Consider the following 14636-nt stretch of genomic DNA (forward strand, 5'->3'; position numbering starts at 1 on the left):
GGCGATGCCAGCCAATACGCCGACCTGATAGGCGGCGCGGGCGCCGCCGCCAGAGAGGATCAGGCCGGTGGTTGGGGTCATGTGGTCCTCCCTGGAATCATTGGTGTTTCAGTCATGGCCTCTTCGCGGGCAAGCCCACTCCCACAGGGTTTTCACGATCCCTGTGGGAGCGGGCTTGCCCGCGAAGAGGCCATCACTGACACCCTGCAATCAACGCTTTTTCTTGTCATACAACCGCGGCGCGCCCTCTGGCCGCGATTTGAACCGCCGGTGCGCCCACAGGTACTGCTCGGGGCACTCGCGCAGCACACCTTCGACCCACTGGTTGATGCGCAGGCAATCGGCCTCTTCGCTCTCGCCCGGGAAGTCGTCCAACGGCGGATGAATGACCAGGCGATAACCACTGCCATCGTCCAACCGCCGCTGGGTGAACGGAATCACCCGTGCCTTGCCCAAGCGGGCGAACTTGGTCGTGGCGGTCACCGTCGCTGCCGGGATGCCAAACAGCGGCACGAACAGGCTCTGCTTGGCGCCATAGTCCTGATCCGGTGCATACCAGATCGCACGGCCACTGCGCAGCAGCTTGAGCATGCCGCGCACATCCTCACGCTCCACCGCCAGCGAATCGAGGTTATGCCGCTCACGACCGCTGCGCTGGATGAAGTCGAACAGCGGGTTGCCGTGCTCGCGGTACATGCCGTCGATGGTGTGTACCTGGCCGAGCAGCGCCGCGCCAATTTCCAGGGTGGTGAAATGCACGGCCATCAGGATCGCCCCTTGGCCATCGCGTTGCGCTGCCTGCAAATGCTCGAGCCCTTCGATATGCGCCAACCGCGCCAACCGGGCCTTGGGCCACCACCAGCTCATGGCCATTTCGAAGAAGGCGATGCCGGTGGAGGCGAAGTTTTCCTTGAGCAAATGCCGCCGTTGGTCGGCGGACAGCTGCGGGAAGCACAACTCCAGGTTGCGCGCGGCAATCCGCCGACGCTCGCCGGCCACCCGGTACATCAGCGCACCCAAGGCGCGGCCGAGCCACAGCAGCGCGCGATACGGCAGCTGGACGATCAGCCACAGCAGCCCAAGGCCCAGCCACAGGCCCCAGAATCGCGGGTGGAGAAAATACGGACGAAAACGCGGGCGTTCCATTGAAGCTTCCGGCAAGACAAGGGCCGAGCATTCTACAACGGATCGCCGCCGGTTGCGGGCAACCGGCGTTCTCGTTATAAGTCAGGGCACTTTTTGAGCAACAAGCCGTCTATGCAGACCATGAGCCTAAACCAGACCCCCGAAAGCGCCCCCGTGTTCCAGCTCAAAGGCAGCATGCTTGCCATTACCGTGCTGGAACTGGCGCGCAACGACCTCGAGTCCCTCGACCGGCAACTGGCGGCGAAAGTGGCCCAGGCGCCGAATTTCTTCAGCAATACCCCGCTGGTGCTCGCGCTGGACAAGCTGCCCGCCGACGAAGGGGCGATCGATTTGCCCGGGCTGATGCGCGTCTGCCGCCATCATGGCCTGCGCACCCTGGCCATTCGCGCCAGCCGCATCGAGGACATCGCCGCGGCGATCGCCATCGACCTGCCTGTGCTACCGCCCTCCGGCGCCCGTGAGCGGCCGCTGGAGCCCGAACCTGAGGTGAAGAAGCCCGAGCCAGTGCCTGCGCCGCCCGCGGAGCCAGAAATCCGTCCGACCCGGATCATCACCACACCGGTGCGTGGCGGCCAACAGATCTATGCTCAAGGCGGCGACTTGGTGGTGACCGCCTCGGTCAGCCCCGGTGCGGAACTTCTCGCCGATGGCAACATCCATGTGTACGGCGCCATGCGTGGCCGCGCCCTGGCAGGCATCAAGGGCAACACCAAGGCGCGTATCTTCTGCCAGCAGATGACCGCAGAGCTGGTCTCCATCGCGGGTCAGTACCGTGTCTGCGAAGACCTTCGACGCGACCCGTTGTGGGGGGCCGGCGTGCAGGTCAGCCTGTCCGGCGATGTGTTGAACATCACCCGTCTTTAACGGATACTTGCCGGCATTTTTAGAGCAACTTTTTCCTCGTTGCCATTTTGTGTATTTGCTGGGACTCGCGTCCCGATTATTTTTAGGGGTGAAACACCTTGGCCAAGATTCTCGTGGTTACTTCCGGCAAAGGGGGTGTGGGCAAGACCACCACCAGCGCCGCCATCGGTACTGGCCTCGCTCTGCGCGGCAAAAAGACTGTCATCGTCGACTTCGACGTGGGCCTGCGTAACCTCGACCTGATCATGGGTTGCGAGCGCCGCGTGGTGTACGACTTCGTCAACGTGGTCAACGGCGAAGCCAACCTGCAGCAAGCCCTGATCAAGGACAAGCGCCTGGAAAACCTGTTCGTCCTGGCTGCCAGCCAGACCCGCGACAAAGACGCGCTGACCCTCGAAGGCGTGGAAAAGGTCATCGAAGAGCTGGCCAAGGATTTCGACTACGTCATCTGCGACTCGCCAGCCGGTATCGAAAAAGGTGCCCACTTGGCCATGTACTTCGCTGACGAAGCGATCGTGGTGACCAACCCTGAGGTGTCCTCGGTACGTGACTCCGACCGTATGCTCGGCCTGCTGTCGAGCAAGTCGCGCCGCGCCGAGCGTGGCGAAGAGCCGATCAAGGAACACCTGCTGATCACCCGCTACAACCCTGAGCGCGTCAACAACGGCGAAATGCTCAGCATCGCCGACGTCGAAGAGATCCTGGCGATCAAGCTCAAGGGTGTGATTCCAGAGTCCCAGGCCGTGCTCAAGGCCTCCAACCAAGGCGTCCCGGTTATCCTGGACGACCAGAGCGATGCCGGCCAGGCGTACAGCGACACTGTCGACCGCCTGCTGGGCCAAGAGAAAGAACTTCGGTTCATCGATGTACAGAAGAAGGGATTCTTCGAGCGCCTTTTCGGGAGCAAATAAACCATGAACCTTTTTGACTTCTTTCGTGGCAGACAAAAACAGACCAGCGCGTCGGTAGCGAAAGAGCGTCTACAGATCATCGTGGCGCACGAGCGCGGCCAGCGCACTACGCCGGACTACCTGCCCGCCTTGCAGAAGGAGCTGGTCGAGGTGATCCGCAAGTACGTCAATATCGGTAACGATGACGTGGTGGTTGCCCTGGAAAACCAAGGCAGCTGCTCGATCCTCGAGCTGAACATCACCCTGCCCGAGCGTTGATTCACGCTTTCGGGTAATCGCCACGGCGCCTGCTGACTAGCAGGTGGCTCGTGGGAGCGGGCTTGCCCCGCGATTACGCCAGACCCAGTTGCAGCGGGTCGGGTAATCGCCGGGCAAGCCCGCTGCCACGCAGCCACTCCCAGTCCGCAGGCGCCGTTGGCATTTGCAGAGAACACGTAATGCCGCTGTCGAACGTGCAGATCCTCCATGAAGACGCCGCCATCCTGGTGGTCAACAAGCCGACCCTGCTGCTCTCGGTCCCCGGCCGTGCCGAAGACAACAAGGACTGCCTGATCACCCGCCTGCAACAAAACGGCTACCCCGACGCACTCATCGTGCACCGGCTGGATTGGGAAACCTCGGGGATCATCCTGCTCGCACGCGATGCCGACAGCCACCGCGAGCTGTCACGCCAGTTCCACGACCGCGAGACCGAGAAGGCCTACACCGCGCTGTGCTGGGGCCAACCCGCGCTGGACAGCGGCAGCATCGACCTGCCGCTGCGCTACGACCCGCCGACCAAGCCACGGCATGTGGTGGACCATGAACAGGGCAAGCATGCGCTGACCTTCTGGCGCATCGTCGAGCGTTGTGGCGACTATTGCCGCGTCGAGCTGACGCCGATTACTGGGCGCTCGCACCAGTTGCGGGTGCATATGCTGTCGATTGGCCATCCGCTGCTGGGTGATCGTTTGTATGCCAATCCCGAGGCGCTGGCGGCCCATGAGCGGTTGTGCCTGCATGCATCGATGCTGAGCTTCACCCACCCGGTAAGCGGGCAGCGCCTGAAGTTCGAGTGCCCGGCACCATTCTGAAGCCATAGGTCCATCGCGGATTCGTGGGAGCGGGCTTGCCCCGCGATGGCACCGACACAAATTCCCGGGCAATTACGCTAAACTCGCGCCACTGCTGTCTGGAGTGACTTATGCGCGATGCTTTGAACCAGGGCCTGATCGAATTTCTCAAGGCCTCCCCGACGCCCTTCCACGCCACCGCCAGCCTGGCCCAGCGCCTCGAAGCCGGCGGCTACCAGCGCCTGGACGAGCGCGACAGCTGGGCCACGGTGCCTGGCGGGCGCTACTACGTAACCCGAAACGACTCCTCGATCATCGCTATCAAGCTCGGCAAGCACTCGCCGCTGCTCAGTGGCATCCGCATGGTCGGTGCCCACACCGACAGCCCGTGCCTGCGGGTCAAGCCGCAACCTGAGCTGCAACGCCACGGCTTCCTGCAATTGGGCGTGGAAGTGTACGGCGGTGCGCTGCTCGCACCTTGGTTTGACCGCGACCTGTCGCTGGCAGGCCGAGTCACCTTCCGCCGGGACGGCAAGGTGGAAAGCCAGCTGGTCGATTTCAAGCTGCCCATCGCGATCATTCCCAACCTGGCCATTCACCTCAACCGCACCGCCAACGAAGGCTGGCCGATCAATCCGCAGCTCGAGTTGCCGCCGATCATCGCCCAAGTGGCGGGTGACGAGCGGGTCGACTTCCGCGCCTTGCTCACCGAGCAACTGGCCCGTGAGCACGATCTAAACGCCGACGTTGTGCTCGATTACGAGCTGAGCTTCTACGACACTCAGGACGCCGCGCTGATCGGCCTGAACGCTGACTTCATCGCCGGCGCGCGCCTGGACAACCTGCTGTCGTGCTACGCCGGCCTACAAGCGATGCTGGCCTCGGACAGTGACGAAACCTGTGTGCTGGTGTGCACCGATCATGAGGAAGTCGGCTCGTGCTCGGCCTGCGGCGCCGACGGGCCGATGCTCGAACAAACCTTGCAGCGTCTGCTGCCCGATGGCGACGAGTATGTGCGCACCATCCAGCGCTCGCTGATGGTTTCGGCCGACAACGCCCACGGCGTGCACCCCAACTATGCCGACAAGCACGACGGCAACCACGGGCCCAAGCTCAATGCCGGGCCGGTGATCAAGGTCAACAACAACCAGCGCTACGCCACCAACAGCGAGACCGCGGGCTTCTTCCGCCACTTGTGCATGGCCGAAGAGGTGCCGGTGCAGAGCTTCGTGGTGCGCAGCGACATGGGCTGTGGCTCGACCATCGGCCCGATAGCCGCCAGCCATCTGGGTGTGCGCACGGTGGATATTGGCCTGCCGACCTTTGCCATGCACTCAATCCGCGAGCTGTGTGGTAGCCACGACCTGGCGCACCTGGTGAAGGTGTTGACGGCGTTCTATCGCACTCGCGAATTGCCCTGAGTTAGTACCGGCCTCATCGCGGGGCAAGCCCGCTCCCACGCAGACCGCCTGTGCATAAGCGTGGAGCGGGCTTGCCCCGCGATCGGGCAGGTACAGGCAAAACACCTGCCACGGATCAAGCCTCACCCCGCCCCAGCCGCTATGCTTACTACATGGCCCCAAAGCAGAAGGATTCTGTCCATGTCCCCGTTCATCTCGCTGTTCTTGCCGGTATTCCTCCTGCTGATGCTGCTGACCATCGGTTTCAGCCTGCGCGAGCGTAATGTCGGAGTGGTGATGATGTGGGTCGGTACGCTCGGCATTTTCGGCATCATGTGCTGGAAGATCCTTGAGAAACTGCCCACATAAACCTCTACACTCGGTCAATCGTTTGACCTGAGGTAGATTTCCCGGTGCCTGCCCTCCTGCGTTGCCTGACCCTGCTGCTGTTGCTGTTCACCCTGCCCGTACACGCTGCCGGTCTGCCGGGGATACTCGGCTCCAGCGCCCCTGCCCAGCCGCAAGCCAGCGAGCCGTTAGCCAAGTCGCTGGACGAGGTGATCAAGAACCTTGAAAACGACCAGCAACGGAGCAAGCTGCTTGCTGACCTGAAGAAGCTGCGCGACGCCAGCAAACAGACCCAGACCAGCCCCGAGCAAGGCGTGCTCGGCCTGATTGGCGGCGCCCTGCACGACCTGGAGAGCCAGTTCAGCGGTGACGCCAGCCCGTTTCGCCGCTGGTCGCAGGAAATCGAGCAAGCCCAAGCCGAGTTGACCTCACTGATGGTGCCGGTGCACCAATGGCCGGCGATCCTGTTCGGCTTCATCGCGATCATCGCGGTGTGGAGCCTGCTGGCCTATGCCTTCAACTGGATCGGCCACCGCGTACGTCTGCGCTTCGGCCTGAGTGAAGAGCTGCCGCAGCACCCGCGCACCTGGGACCTGGTGCGCTTTGCCCTGCGCAAACTCGGCCCCTGGCTGGTGGCGCTGGTGTTCACCGTGTACCTGAGCTTCGCCCTGCCTTCCTCGCTGGGTAAATCGATGGCCATGGTGCTGGCCTATGCACTGGTGGTCGGCACCTGTTTCTCGGCGATCTGTGTGATCGCCTTCTCCCTGCTCGACGGCCCGCACCGCCACCGTGCCTTGCACATCCTGCGCCATCAAGCATTCCGCCCGCTGTGGCTGATCGGCAGCTTCGCGGCCTTCGGCGAGGCGATGAACGACCCGCGCCTGACCACCGCCCTGGGCACGCACCTGGCGCACGCCCTGGCGACCCTGGCCAATGTGTTGGCGGCGCTGTGCACCGGGTTGTTCATCCTGCGTTTCCGCCGGCCGATCGCCCACCTGATCCGCAACCAGCCACTGTCGCGGCGCCTGACCCGGCGTACCTTGAGCGACACCATCGAAATCCTCGGCAGCTTCTGGTACATCCCGGCGCTGATCCTGGTGGCGATTTCGCTGTTCGCCACCTTCGTCTCAGCCGGCGACACCAGCACCGCCTTGCGCCAGTCGCTGATGTGTACCGTGCTGGTGGTGGTGTGCATGGTGCTCAATGGCCTGGTGCGCCGCCACGCCGCCAACCCCAAGCGCGCCAACCGCCGCCAGGAGGTCTATACCGAGCGCCTGAAGAACTTCGGCTATGCCTTGGTGCACCTGTTCATCTGGCTGGTGTTCATCGAGCTGGGTTTGCGCGTGTGGGGCTTGTCGATGATTGGCTTCGCCGAAGGCCAAGGGCATGAAGTGAGCCTGCGCCTGCTGGGCCTGGCCGGCACCCTGATCGCCGCCTGGCTGGTGTGGATCCTGGCCGACACCGCCGTACACCACGCGCTGGTGCGCTCGCGCCGAGGGCTGGCCAACGCCCGCGCGCAGACCATGATGCCGCTGATCCGCAACGTGTTGTTCGTGGCCATTTTCATCATCGCGGTGATCGTCGCCCTGGCCAACATGGGCATGAACGTCACACCGCTGCTGGCCGGTGCCGGGGTGATCGGCCTGGCCATCGGTTTTGGCGCACAGTCGCTGGTGGCCGACTTGATCACGGGCCTGTTCATCATCATCGAAGACTCGCTGGCCATCGATGACTACGTCGATGTCGGCGGCCACCTGGGCACGGTCGAGGGCCTGACCATCCGCACCGTGCGCCTGCGCGATATCGACGGCATCGTGCATACCATCCCGTTCAGCGAGATCAAGAGCATCAAGAACTACTCGCGCGAGTTCGGCTACGCCATTTTCCGTGTGGCGATCCCGCACAGCATGAACATCGACGAGGCGATAACGCTGATCCGTGAGGTGGGCCAAAAGCTGCGCAGCGACCCGCTGATGCGCCGCAACATCTGGTCGCCGCTGGAACTGCAAGGGGTGGAAAGCTTCGAGTCCGGCCAGGCGATCTTGCGCGCACGCTTCAAGACCGCGCCGATCAAGCAGTGGGAAGTGTCGCGGGCGTTCAACCTGGCGCTCAAGCGTCAGTTGGATGAGGCTGGGGTGGATCTGGCCATGCCTAGGCTGTCGGTGCAGGTGGTGACGGCTGGGGGTGGTGTTTTGACCGAAACTGGCGCTGCTGGGTGACGCCTCATCGCGGGGCAAGCCCGCTCCCACGCAGCGCCTACATTGAGCGTGGGAGCACTTGGCGTGGGAGCGGGCTTGCCCCGCGATGGCGTAGCGTGCAGCACTACCCTGCCTCAGCCCGAATACGAATCGCATCATGGCGCCAATACTCAAGGTCACAGTCGATCAAATGCCCATGCTGATCGCTGTTGACCCGGGTGATGTGCAGCCCAGGGCTGCCCGCGGAAACCTTCAATGCCAGCGCCGCCGCCACCGGCAAGGCAGTAGGCAGAATCTCGAAACACACCTGGCCGTAGCGAATCTGATACTCGCGCTGATAGATCTCGGTCAGTGACTGGGCCAGGTCCTGTTCGAGAATCCCCGGAAAATAGTGCGGATTCAAATAGTGCTCGGCATACAGCACTGCCCGCCCATCGATGCGGCGCAACCGGCAGATCTGCACCACGCTGGACAACCCCGGCAGGCGCAAGCGCGCGCAGATCGCCGCCGACGCCGGCAGTAGCCGCGCCGACAACAGCTCGGTACTCGGTAGCCGCCCCTGATCACGGACCATGGCGTGAAAGTGGCTGCGCTCGATCAGGTCATAGGTCAGCCGCTGCGGCGCGACAAACCAGCCACGGCGCTCTTCGCGATAGATCAGCCCCTGTGCCTCCAGCTGCACCAATGCCTCGCGCAGGGTGATGCGCGTGGTATCGAACACCTCGCTGAGCTTGCGTTCAGCCGGCAGCTTGCCGCCCGGCGCCAGCAGACCGTGTTCGATCTGCTCCTGCAAGGCATGACAGATAGCTGTTACCGCGCGCGGTGGCGTCGCTTGCATCAAAGGTTACCTATCTGGACTAGTCCAGCCCCAGAACAGGGCATTTGGAGAATAGTGCAAGCCTAGGCACAGCCGATGAACATCCTGTGACAAAGACCTGCACAGGCCCCTGCCAGAAACGGGCCAGCCCTTGCCAATCAAGGCGTGGGTCTTGGTCTACGCTGTATCTCCAGGGCTGCCGGTTGCCCGTACTGGCGCCTTTCCTACATCAAACTGTCACGCAAGCGGCCTACCTTGGCTCAAGGTTTGCTGACCTAGACCACCACCGCAAGCAAGGTTTGCTCGATAAGCATAATTTCAAAGCACAACTGCAAGGCATCCCCACCAAAGGAGCTTCGGATGAAAAAGTTCTTCATGGCGTCACTGCTGGGCTCGGCCATCGCCCTGGGTAGTTCGGCGTGGGCCGCGGACGATCTCAAGGCCCTCGAAGACGCCGCCCGCAAGGAAGGCGCCGTCAACAGCGTGGGCATGCCCGATGCCTGGGCCAACTGGAAAGACACCTGGCAAGACCTGGCCAGCAAGTACGGCCTCAAGCACAGCGACACCGACATGAGCTCGGCCCAGGAAATTGCCAAGTTCGACGCCGAGAAAGACAACGCCAGCGCCGACATCGGTGACGTCGGCGCCGCCTTCGGCCCTATCGCCGTGGCCAAGGGCGTGAGCCAGCCGTACAAGCCGAGCACCTGGGATCAGGTTCCAGCCTGGGCCAAGGACCAGGACGGCCACTGGGCCTTGGCCTATACCGGCACCATTGCCTTCATCATCAACAAGGATCTGGTCAAGGAAGGCGATCGGCCAAAAACCTGGCACGACCTGGAAAAAGGCAAATACAAAGTCGCCATTGGTGATGTCGGTACTGCGGCCCAGGCGGCCAACGGCGTGCTGGCGGCGGCGATTGCCTACAAGGGCGACGAGACCAATATCGAACCGGGCCTGCAGCTGTTCACCAAGCTGGCGCAGCAGAAGCGCCTGTCGCTGGCCAACCCGACCATCCAGACCATCGAGAAAGGTGAAGTGGAAGTCGGCGTGGTGTGGGACTTCAACGGCTTGAGCTACCGCGCCCAGATCGATCCGGAGCGCTTCGAGGTACTGATCCCGTCGGACGGCTCGATCACCTCCGGCTATACCACCATCATCAACAAGTACGCCAAGCACCCCAACGCGGCCAAGCTGACCCGCGAGTACATCTTCAGCGATGCCGGGCAGATCAACCTGGCCAAGGGCCATGCCCGGCCGATTCGTGCCGAGCACCTGAAGCTGCCGGCCGATGTGCAGGCCAAGTTGCTGCCTAATGAGCAGTATGGTGCGGCGCAGCCGATCAAGAATGCCGAGGCCTGGGAAGCGACCTCCAAGGCACTGCCGCAGAAGTGGCAAGAGCAAGTGATTATCGAAATGGAATGACGTATCCGGACCCTCGTGGGAGCGGGCTTGCCCCGCGATAGCGTCACCAGCAACGCTTGCCCAACCGCCATCGCGGGGCAAGCCCGCTCCCCCCGCGGGGCCCACCCCCCCTCCCACGCCTAGGTTCTCACTGTCCCTGCGGAGTCAACATGCAACACAACGTCATCCTGGTCCTGCTCGACGGCCTCAACCACCAGGTGGCCCATCACGCCATGGGCCACCTGCACGCCTACGTCGAGGCCGACCGCGCCGCCCTGTATAGGGTCGAATGCGAACTGCCGTCACTGTCGCGGCCGCTGTACGAATGCATCCTCACCGGCGTGCCGCCGATCGACAGCGGCATCGTGCACAACAACGTCAATCGCCTGTCCAACCAGCGCAGCGTGTTCCACTACGCCCGCGAAGCCGGCCTGGGCACCGCGGCGGCGGCCTATCACTGGATGAGCGAGCTGTACAACCGCTCGCCGTTCGACCCGCAACGCGACCGCCATACCCACGCGCCCAAACTGCCGATCCAGCACGGCCTGTTCTACTGGGACGACCGTTACCCCGATTCGCACCTGCTGGCCGACGCCGAATACCTGCGCCGGCGCCACGCACCGAATTTCCTCCTGGTGCATCCGATGAGCATCGATGACACCGGCCACCGCCATGGCCTGGACAGCAGCCAGTACCGCAACGCGGCGCGCAGCGCCGACATCCTGCTGGCCGACTACCTGCCGCGCTGGCTCGAAGAGGGTTACCAGATCTTGGTCACCGCCGACCACGGCATGAACAACGATCGCTCGCATAACGGCCTGCTGGCCGAAGAGCGCGAGGTGCCGTTGTTCGTCTTCGGCGACGCGTTCAGCCTCGATCCTGCAGCCAAGCCCTTGCAAACCGAGCTGTGCGGGACGATCTGCGAACTGCTCGGGGTGGCCCACGACAAAACGGTTTGCCGGGAGCTGCTCAAGTGACCTCCAGCCACCGCGGCCGTTTCCTGGCCCTGCTTTGCCTGCTGCCGTTCGCGGTGTTCTTCTTCATCTTCCAGATCGCCCCGCTGGGCTGGGTCGCGGTGCACAGCCTGCACGCCGAAGGCGGCTGGGGGCTGGACAACTTCAGCAAGATATTCGCCTCCAAGTTCTACCTGCAGGCGCTGCAACGCAGCCTGGAGATCAGCTTCTATTCGAGCCTGTTCGGCATCCTGATCGCCACCCTCGGCGCCTATTCGCTGCGCCAGGTCGACTCGCGGCTGCGTGATTTCGTCAGCGCCTTCGCCAACATGACCAGTAACTTCTCCGGCGTGCCGCTGGCCTTCGCCTTCATCATCCTGCTCGGGTTCAACGGCGCACTGACCTTGCTGCTCAAGCAGATCGGCCTGCTCGAAGACTTCAGCATCTACTCCAAGAGCGGCTTGATCCTGGTCTACACCTATTTCCAGATCCCGCTGGGGGTGCTGCTGCTCTACCCGGCCTTCGACGCCCTGCGCGAAGACTGGCGGGAGTCGGCCGCGCTGCTGGGCGCCAGCCACTGGCAATACTGGCGACACATTGGCCTGCCCGTGCTGATGCCAGCCCTGCTGGGCACCTTCGTCATCCTGCTGGCCAACGCCCTGGGCGCCTACGCCACCGTCTACGCGCTGACCACCGGTAATTTCAACGTGCTGCCGATCCGCATCGCGGCGCTGGTGGCCGGCGACATCAGCCTCGACCCGAACCTGGCCAGCGCCCTGGCGATGGTGCTGGTGGGCTTGATGACGCTGGTGACCGTGGTCCATCAATGGCTGTTGAAGAGGAGCTACCATGCGCGCTGAACCTGGCAAGGGCGGCGTGTACCACCGCGTGGTGGTGTACTTGCTGTTCCTTATTTTGCTGCTGCCCCTGGCCGGCACCCTGCTCTACTCGCTGGCCACCAGTTGGTCGGCAAGCCTGCTCCCCAGCGGGCTGACCTTGAAGTGGTACGTGGCGCTGTGGAGCGAGCCGCGCTTTCTCGCCGCATTCGGCCAATCGCTGCTGGTTTGCGTGGGCGCCCTGCTGCTGTCGGTGGTGCTGATCCTGCCGTTGTTGTTCGTGGTGCATTACCACTTCCCGCGGTTGGACGCACTGATGAACATCCTCATCCTGTTGCCGTTCGCGGTGCCGCCGGTGGTGTCTTCGGTGGGCTTGCTGCAACTGTATGGCAGCGGGCCAATGGCGATGGTCGGTACGCCGTGGATCCTGATCGGTTGCTACTTCACCGTCGCCCTGCCGTTCATGTACCGGGCGATCACCAACAACCTGCAGGCGATCAACCTGCGCGACCTGATGGACGCCGCCCAATTGCTCGGCGCCAGCACCTGGCAGGCGGCGTTGCTGGTGGTGCTGCCCAACCTGCGCAAGGGCTTGATGGTCGCCTTGCTGCTGTCGTTCTCGTTCCTGTTCGGCGAGTTCGTATTCGCCAACCTGTTGGTCGGCACCCGCTACGAGACCCTGCAGGTGTACCTGAACAACATGCGCAACAGCAGTGGCCACTTCAACAGCGCACTGGTGATTTCCTACTTCGCCTTCGTCCTGCTGCTGACCTGGGTCGCCAACCGCCTGAACAAGGACAAATCCTGACATGAGCTTCGTCAGCGTAGAAAAACTGCACAAAAGCTATGCCGGCACCCCGGTGTTCCAGGACATCGACTGCCAGATCCAACGCGGCGAGTTCGTCACCCTGCTCGGCCCCTCCGGCTGCGGCAAGTCCACCCTGTTGCGCTGCATCGCCGGGCTGACCCCGGTGGACAGCGGGCAGATCCTGCTGGACGGCCAGGACATCGTGCCGCTCAGCCCGCAGAAGCGCGGAATCGGCATGGTGTTCCAGAGCTATGCGCTGTTCCCTAACATGACCGTGGAGCAGAACGTCGCCTTTGGCCTGCGCATGCAGAAAACCAAAGCCGAAGAAAGCCAGGCGCGGGTGCGCGAGGTGCTGGAGTTGGTCGAGCTGGGCAGCTTCGCCGGGCGTTACCCGCACCAGCTGTCGGGCGGCCAGTGTCAGCGGGTGGCCTTGGCCCGCTCGCTGGTCACTCGCCCGCGCCTGCTGCTGCTCGATGAGCCGCTGTCGGCGCTGGATGCGCGCATCCGCAAGCACCTGCGTGAGCAGATCCGGGCGATCCAGCGCGAGTTGGGCCTGACCACCATTTTCGTCACCCACGACCAGGAAGAGGCGCTGACCATGTCTGATCGCATCTTCCTGATGAACCAGGGCCGCATCGTCCAAAGCGGCGATGCCGAAACCCTCTACACAGCGCCGGTGGACCTGTTTGCCGCAGGCTTTATCGGCAACTACAACCTGCTCGATGCCGACAGCGCCAGCCGCGTTTTGCAGCGGCCAATCGCCAGCCGCCTGGCGATCCGCCCCGAGTCGATCAGCCTCGGCCTCAATGGCGAGCTGGACGGCCTGGTCCGCAGTCATAGCTTGCTGGGTAATGTCATCCGTTACCGGGTCGAGGTGCGCGGGGTGGAACTGGTGGTGGATGTGCTCAACCGCTCATCGGCCGATCTGCATCCGGACGGCCAGCGGGTATCCTTGGCAATCGACCCCACCGCGCTACGAGAAGTGGCTTAGGAGATTTGCGCAATGGCTTTGGCAATTTTCGATCTGGACGAAACCCTCATTCACGGTGACTGCGCGTCACTGTGGAGTGAGCAGATGGCGCGGCTTGGCTGGGTCGACGGCAAGGAGTTTCTGCGCCGAGACCATGAACTGATGGAGGCTTACGGCAAGGGTCACCTGCGCATGGAGGAGTACATGGCCTTCAGCCTGGAGCCGATCGCCGGGCGCACCCTGGAAGAGGTTGAGCATTTGGTCGAGCCGTGGGTCGAGGAGGTGATCGAGCCGATCATCTATGGCGATGCCTGCCGCTGTATCGCCGAGCATCGCAAGCTGGGCGATCGGATTCTGATCATCTCGGCCTCCGGCACTCACCTGGTAGGGCCGATCGCTGCGCGGTTGGGGGTCGATGAGTACCTGGCGATCGAGCTAGAGGCGGTCAACGGGGTGTATACCGGCAAGACCCATGGCGTGCTGACCTACCGCGAAGGCAAGATCACCCGCTTGCTGGAGTGGCTGGATCAAGAGCAGGAGAACCTGGAGGGGGCGAGTTTCTATTCGGACTCGCGCAATGACTTGCCGTTGTTGCTGAAGGTGGATCATCCGAGGGTGGTCAATCCGGATGCGGTGTTGCGTGAGCATGCCCAGATCAATGGCTGGCCGATTCTGAGTTGGTCTTGAGCTCGCATTCGCGGGGCAAGCCCGCTCCCACGCCAGTAAGTCGCTCTGGCTAGGAGCGAGCATGCCCAGATCAATGGCTGGCCGATTCTGAGTTGGCCTTGAGCTCGCATTCGCGGGACAAGCCCGCTTGTATGGTTAGACTTGAAGGGGTGGTGGGACTAAATGCCCGATTCTGACTGTTCGCAGCAGTACAGACCGTGGGAGACATCGCCCCACCCCTTCCACCAAAGCGCCGATAAAGAATG

The 14636-nt window shown here is 63.0% G+C and carries 16 protein-coding genes; 13 read left to right on the plus strand and 3 right to left on the minus strand.

Annotated features, from left to right (window positions below; translation table 11 throughout):
* Both AAZU54_RS26400 and AAZU54_RS26405 read right to left on the minus strand, forming a co-directional pair.
* Nucleotides 1–81 (minus strand): hypothetical protein (locus AAZU54_RS26400; RefSeq protein ID WP_434727864.1); only part of this gene is annotated, 81 nt, incomplete at its 3' end.
* A gap of 129 nt (nt 82–210) precedes the next feature.
* The gene (locus tag AAZU54_RS26405) at nt 211–1146 is read right to left on the minus strand and encodes a lipid A biosynthesis lauroyl acyltransferase (protein ID WP_434727862.1); all 936 of its coding nucleotides are present in this window, start codon (nt 1144–1146) and stop codon (nt 211–213) included.
* A 111-nt stretch (nt 1147–1257) separates the two neighbouring features.
* Here AAZU54_RS26405 and minC point away from each other — a divergent pair, with 111 nt between their 5' ends.
* The 7 genes from minC to AAZU54_RS26440 all read left to right on the plus strand — a co-directional run bounded on the left by minC (nt 1258) and on the right by AAZU54_RS26440 (nt 7940).
* Nucleotides 1258–2010 carry a septum site-determining protein MinC gene (gene minC / locus AAZU54_RS26410; RefSeq protein WP_186554715.1) on the plus strand — a complete coding sequence of 251 codons (753 nt, stop codon included), beginning with the start codon at nt 1258–1260 and terminating at the stop codon, nt 2008–2010.
* A 98-nt stretch (nt 2011–2108) separates the two neighbouring features.
* The gene (gene minD / locus AAZU54_RS26415; RefSeq protein WP_186554714.1) at nt 2109–2921 is read left to right on the plus strand and encodes a septum site-determining protein MinD; all 813 of its coding nucleotides are present in this window, start codon (nt 2109–2111) and stop codon (nt 2919–2921) included.
* A 3-nt stretch (nt 2922–2924) separates the two neighbouring features.
* The gene (gene minE, locus AAZU54_RS26420) at nt 2925–3179 is read left to right on the plus strand and encodes a cell division topological specificity factor MinE (RefSeq protein ID WP_119139657.1); all 255 of its coding nucleotides are present in this window, start codon (nt 2925–2927) and stop codon (nt 3177–3179) included.
* Between the two features lie 179 nt (nt 3180–3358).
* Entirely contained in the window at nt 3359–3994 is a 636-nt protein-coding gene (locus AAZU54_RS26425) for an RluA family pseudouridine synthase (protein ID WP_186554713.1), read from the plus strand.
* 110 nt (nt 3995–4104) lie between these two features.
* Entirely contained in the window at nt 4105–5394 is a 1290-nt protein-coding gene (locus AAZU54_RS26430) for a M18 family aminopeptidase (RefSeq protein WP_186554712.1), read from the plus strand.
* A 180-nt stretch (nt 5395–5574) separates the two neighbouring features.
* A complete protein-coding gene (locus AAZU54_RS26435) occupies nt 5575–5742 on the plus strand; it encodes a hypothetical protein (protein WP_186554711.1) in 168 nt (55 codons plus the stop codon).
* 44 nt (nt 5743–5786) lie between these two features.
* Nucleotides 5787–7940 carry a mechanosensitive ion channel family protein gene (locus AAZU54_RS26440; protein ID WP_186554710.1) on the plus strand — a complete coding sequence of 718 codons (2154 nt, stop codon included), beginning with the start codon at nt 5787–5789 and terminating at the stop codon, nt 7938–7940.
* A 103-nt stretch (nt 7941–8043) separates the two neighbouring features.
* Here AAZU54_RS26440 and AAZU54_RS26445 read toward each other — a convergent pair whose 3' ends face one another.
* A complete protein-coding gene (locus AAZU54_RS26445) occupies nt 8044–8757 on the minus strand; it encodes a UTRA domain-containing protein (RefSeq protein WP_186554709.1) in 714 nt (237 codons plus the stop codon).
* A 339-nt stretch (nt 8758–9096) separates the two neighbouring features.
* Between AAZU54_RS26445 and AAZU54_RS26450 the strand changes: the two genes are divergently transcribed.
* The 6 genes from AAZU54_RS26450 (at nt 9097) to AAZU54_RS26475 (ending at nt 14391) form a co-directional block, all read left to right on the plus strand.
* The gene (locus AAZU54_RS26450; RefSeq protein ID WP_434727863.1) at nt 9097–10158 is read left to right on the plus strand and encodes an ABC transporter substrate-binding protein; all 1062 of its coding nucleotides are present in this window, start codon (nt 9097–9099) and stop codon (nt 10156–10158) included.
* A gap of 149 nt (nt 10159–10307) precedes the next feature.
* Nucleotides 10308–11114, plus strand: a complete 807-nt coding sequence (locus AAZU54_RS26455; RefSeq protein ID WP_186554707.1) for an alkaline phosphatase family protein — start codon at nt 10308–10310, stop codon at nt 11112–11114.
* Nucleotides 11111–11950, plus strand: a complete 840-nt coding sequence (locus AAZU54_RS26460; protein ID WP_186554706.1) for an ABC transporter permease — start codon at nt 11111–11113, stop codon at nt 11948–11950. The genes AAZU54_RS26455 and AAZU54_RS26460 overlap by 4 nt, the downstream gene beginning before the upstream one ends.
* On the plus strand, nt 11940–12734 hold the full coding sequence (locus tag AAZU54_RS26465) for an ABC transporter permease (RefSeq protein WP_186554705.1): 795 nt from the start codon (nt 11940–11942) through the stop codon (nt 12732–12734). The genes AAZU54_RS26460 and AAZU54_RS26465 overlap by 11 nt, the downstream gene beginning before the upstream one ends.
* Nucleotide 12735: 1 nt before the next feature.
* Nucleotides 12736–13725, plus strand: coding sequence for an ABC transporter ATP-binding protein (locus tag AAZU54_RS26470; protein WP_264235787.1), 990 nt, complete (start codon nt 12736–12738; stop codon nt 13723–13725).
* A gap of 12 nt (nt 13726–13737) precedes the next feature.
* Nucleotides 13738–14391 carry an HAD family hydrolase gene (locus AAZU54_RS26475; protein ID WP_186554703.1) on the plus strand — a complete coding sequence of 218 codons (654 nt, stop codon included), beginning with the start codon at nt 13738–13740 and terminating at the stop codon, nt 14389–14391.
* Nucleotides 14392–14636: the final 245 nt, after the last annotated feature.

This window comes from Pseudomonas sp. Je.1.5.c, assembly GCF_051129895.1.
Lineage (GTDB): Bacteria > Pseudomonadota > Gammaproteobacteria > Pseudomonadales > Pseudomonadaceae > Aquipseudomonas > Aquipseudomonas urmiensis.

Bases quoted from the DNA above. Each gene is read 5' to 3' on its own strand.
- AAZU54_RS26405 (WP_434727862.1), bottom strand. From the start codon at position 1,146: ATGGAACGCCCGCGTTTTCGTCCGTATTTTCTCCACCCGCGATTCTGG.
- minC (WP_186554715.1), top strand. From the start codon at position 1,258: ATGCAGACCATGAGCCTAAACCAGACCCCCGAAAGCGCCCCCGTGTTC.
- minE (WP_119139657.1), top strand. From the start codon at position 2,925: ATGAACCTTTTTGACTTCTTTCGTGGCAGACAAAAACAGACCAGCGCG.
- AAZU54_RS26425 (WP_186554713.1), top strand. From the start codon at position 3,359: ATGCCGCTGTCGAACGTGCAGATCCTCCATGAAGACGCCGCCATCCTG.
- AAZU54_RS26430 (WP_186554712.1), top strand. From the start codon at position 4,105: ATGCGCGATGCTTTGAACCAGGGCCTGATCGAATTTCTCAAGGCCTCC.
- AAZU54_RS26435 (WP_186554711.1), top strand. From the start codon at position 5,575: ATGTCCCCGTTCATCTCGCTGTTCTTGCCGGTATTCCTCCTGCTGATG.
- AAZU54_RS26445 (WP_186554709.1), bottom strand. From the start codon at position 8,757: ATGCAAGCGACGCCACCGCGCGCGGTAACAGCTATCTGTCATGCCTTG.
- AAZU54_RS26450 (WP_434727863.1), top strand. From the start codon at position 9,097: ATGAAAAAGTTCTTCATGGCGTCACTGCTGGGCTCGGCCATCGCCCTG.
- AAZU54_RS26455 (WP_186554707.1), top strand. From the start codon at position 10,308: ATGCAACACAACGTCATCCTGGTCCTGCTCGACGGCCTCAACCACCAG.
- AAZU54_RS26465 (WP_186554705.1), top strand. From the start codon at position 11,940: ATGCGCGCTGAACCTGGCAAGGGCGGCGTGTACCACCGCGTGGTGGTG.
- AAZU54_RS26470 (WP_264235787.1), top strand. From the start codon at position 12,736: ATGAGCTTCGTCAGCGTAGAAAAACTGCACAAAAGCTATGCCGGCACC.
- AAZU54_RS26475 (WP_186554703.1), top strand. From the start codon at position 13,738: ATGGCTTTGGCAATTTTCGATCTGGACGAAACCCTCATTCACGGTGAC.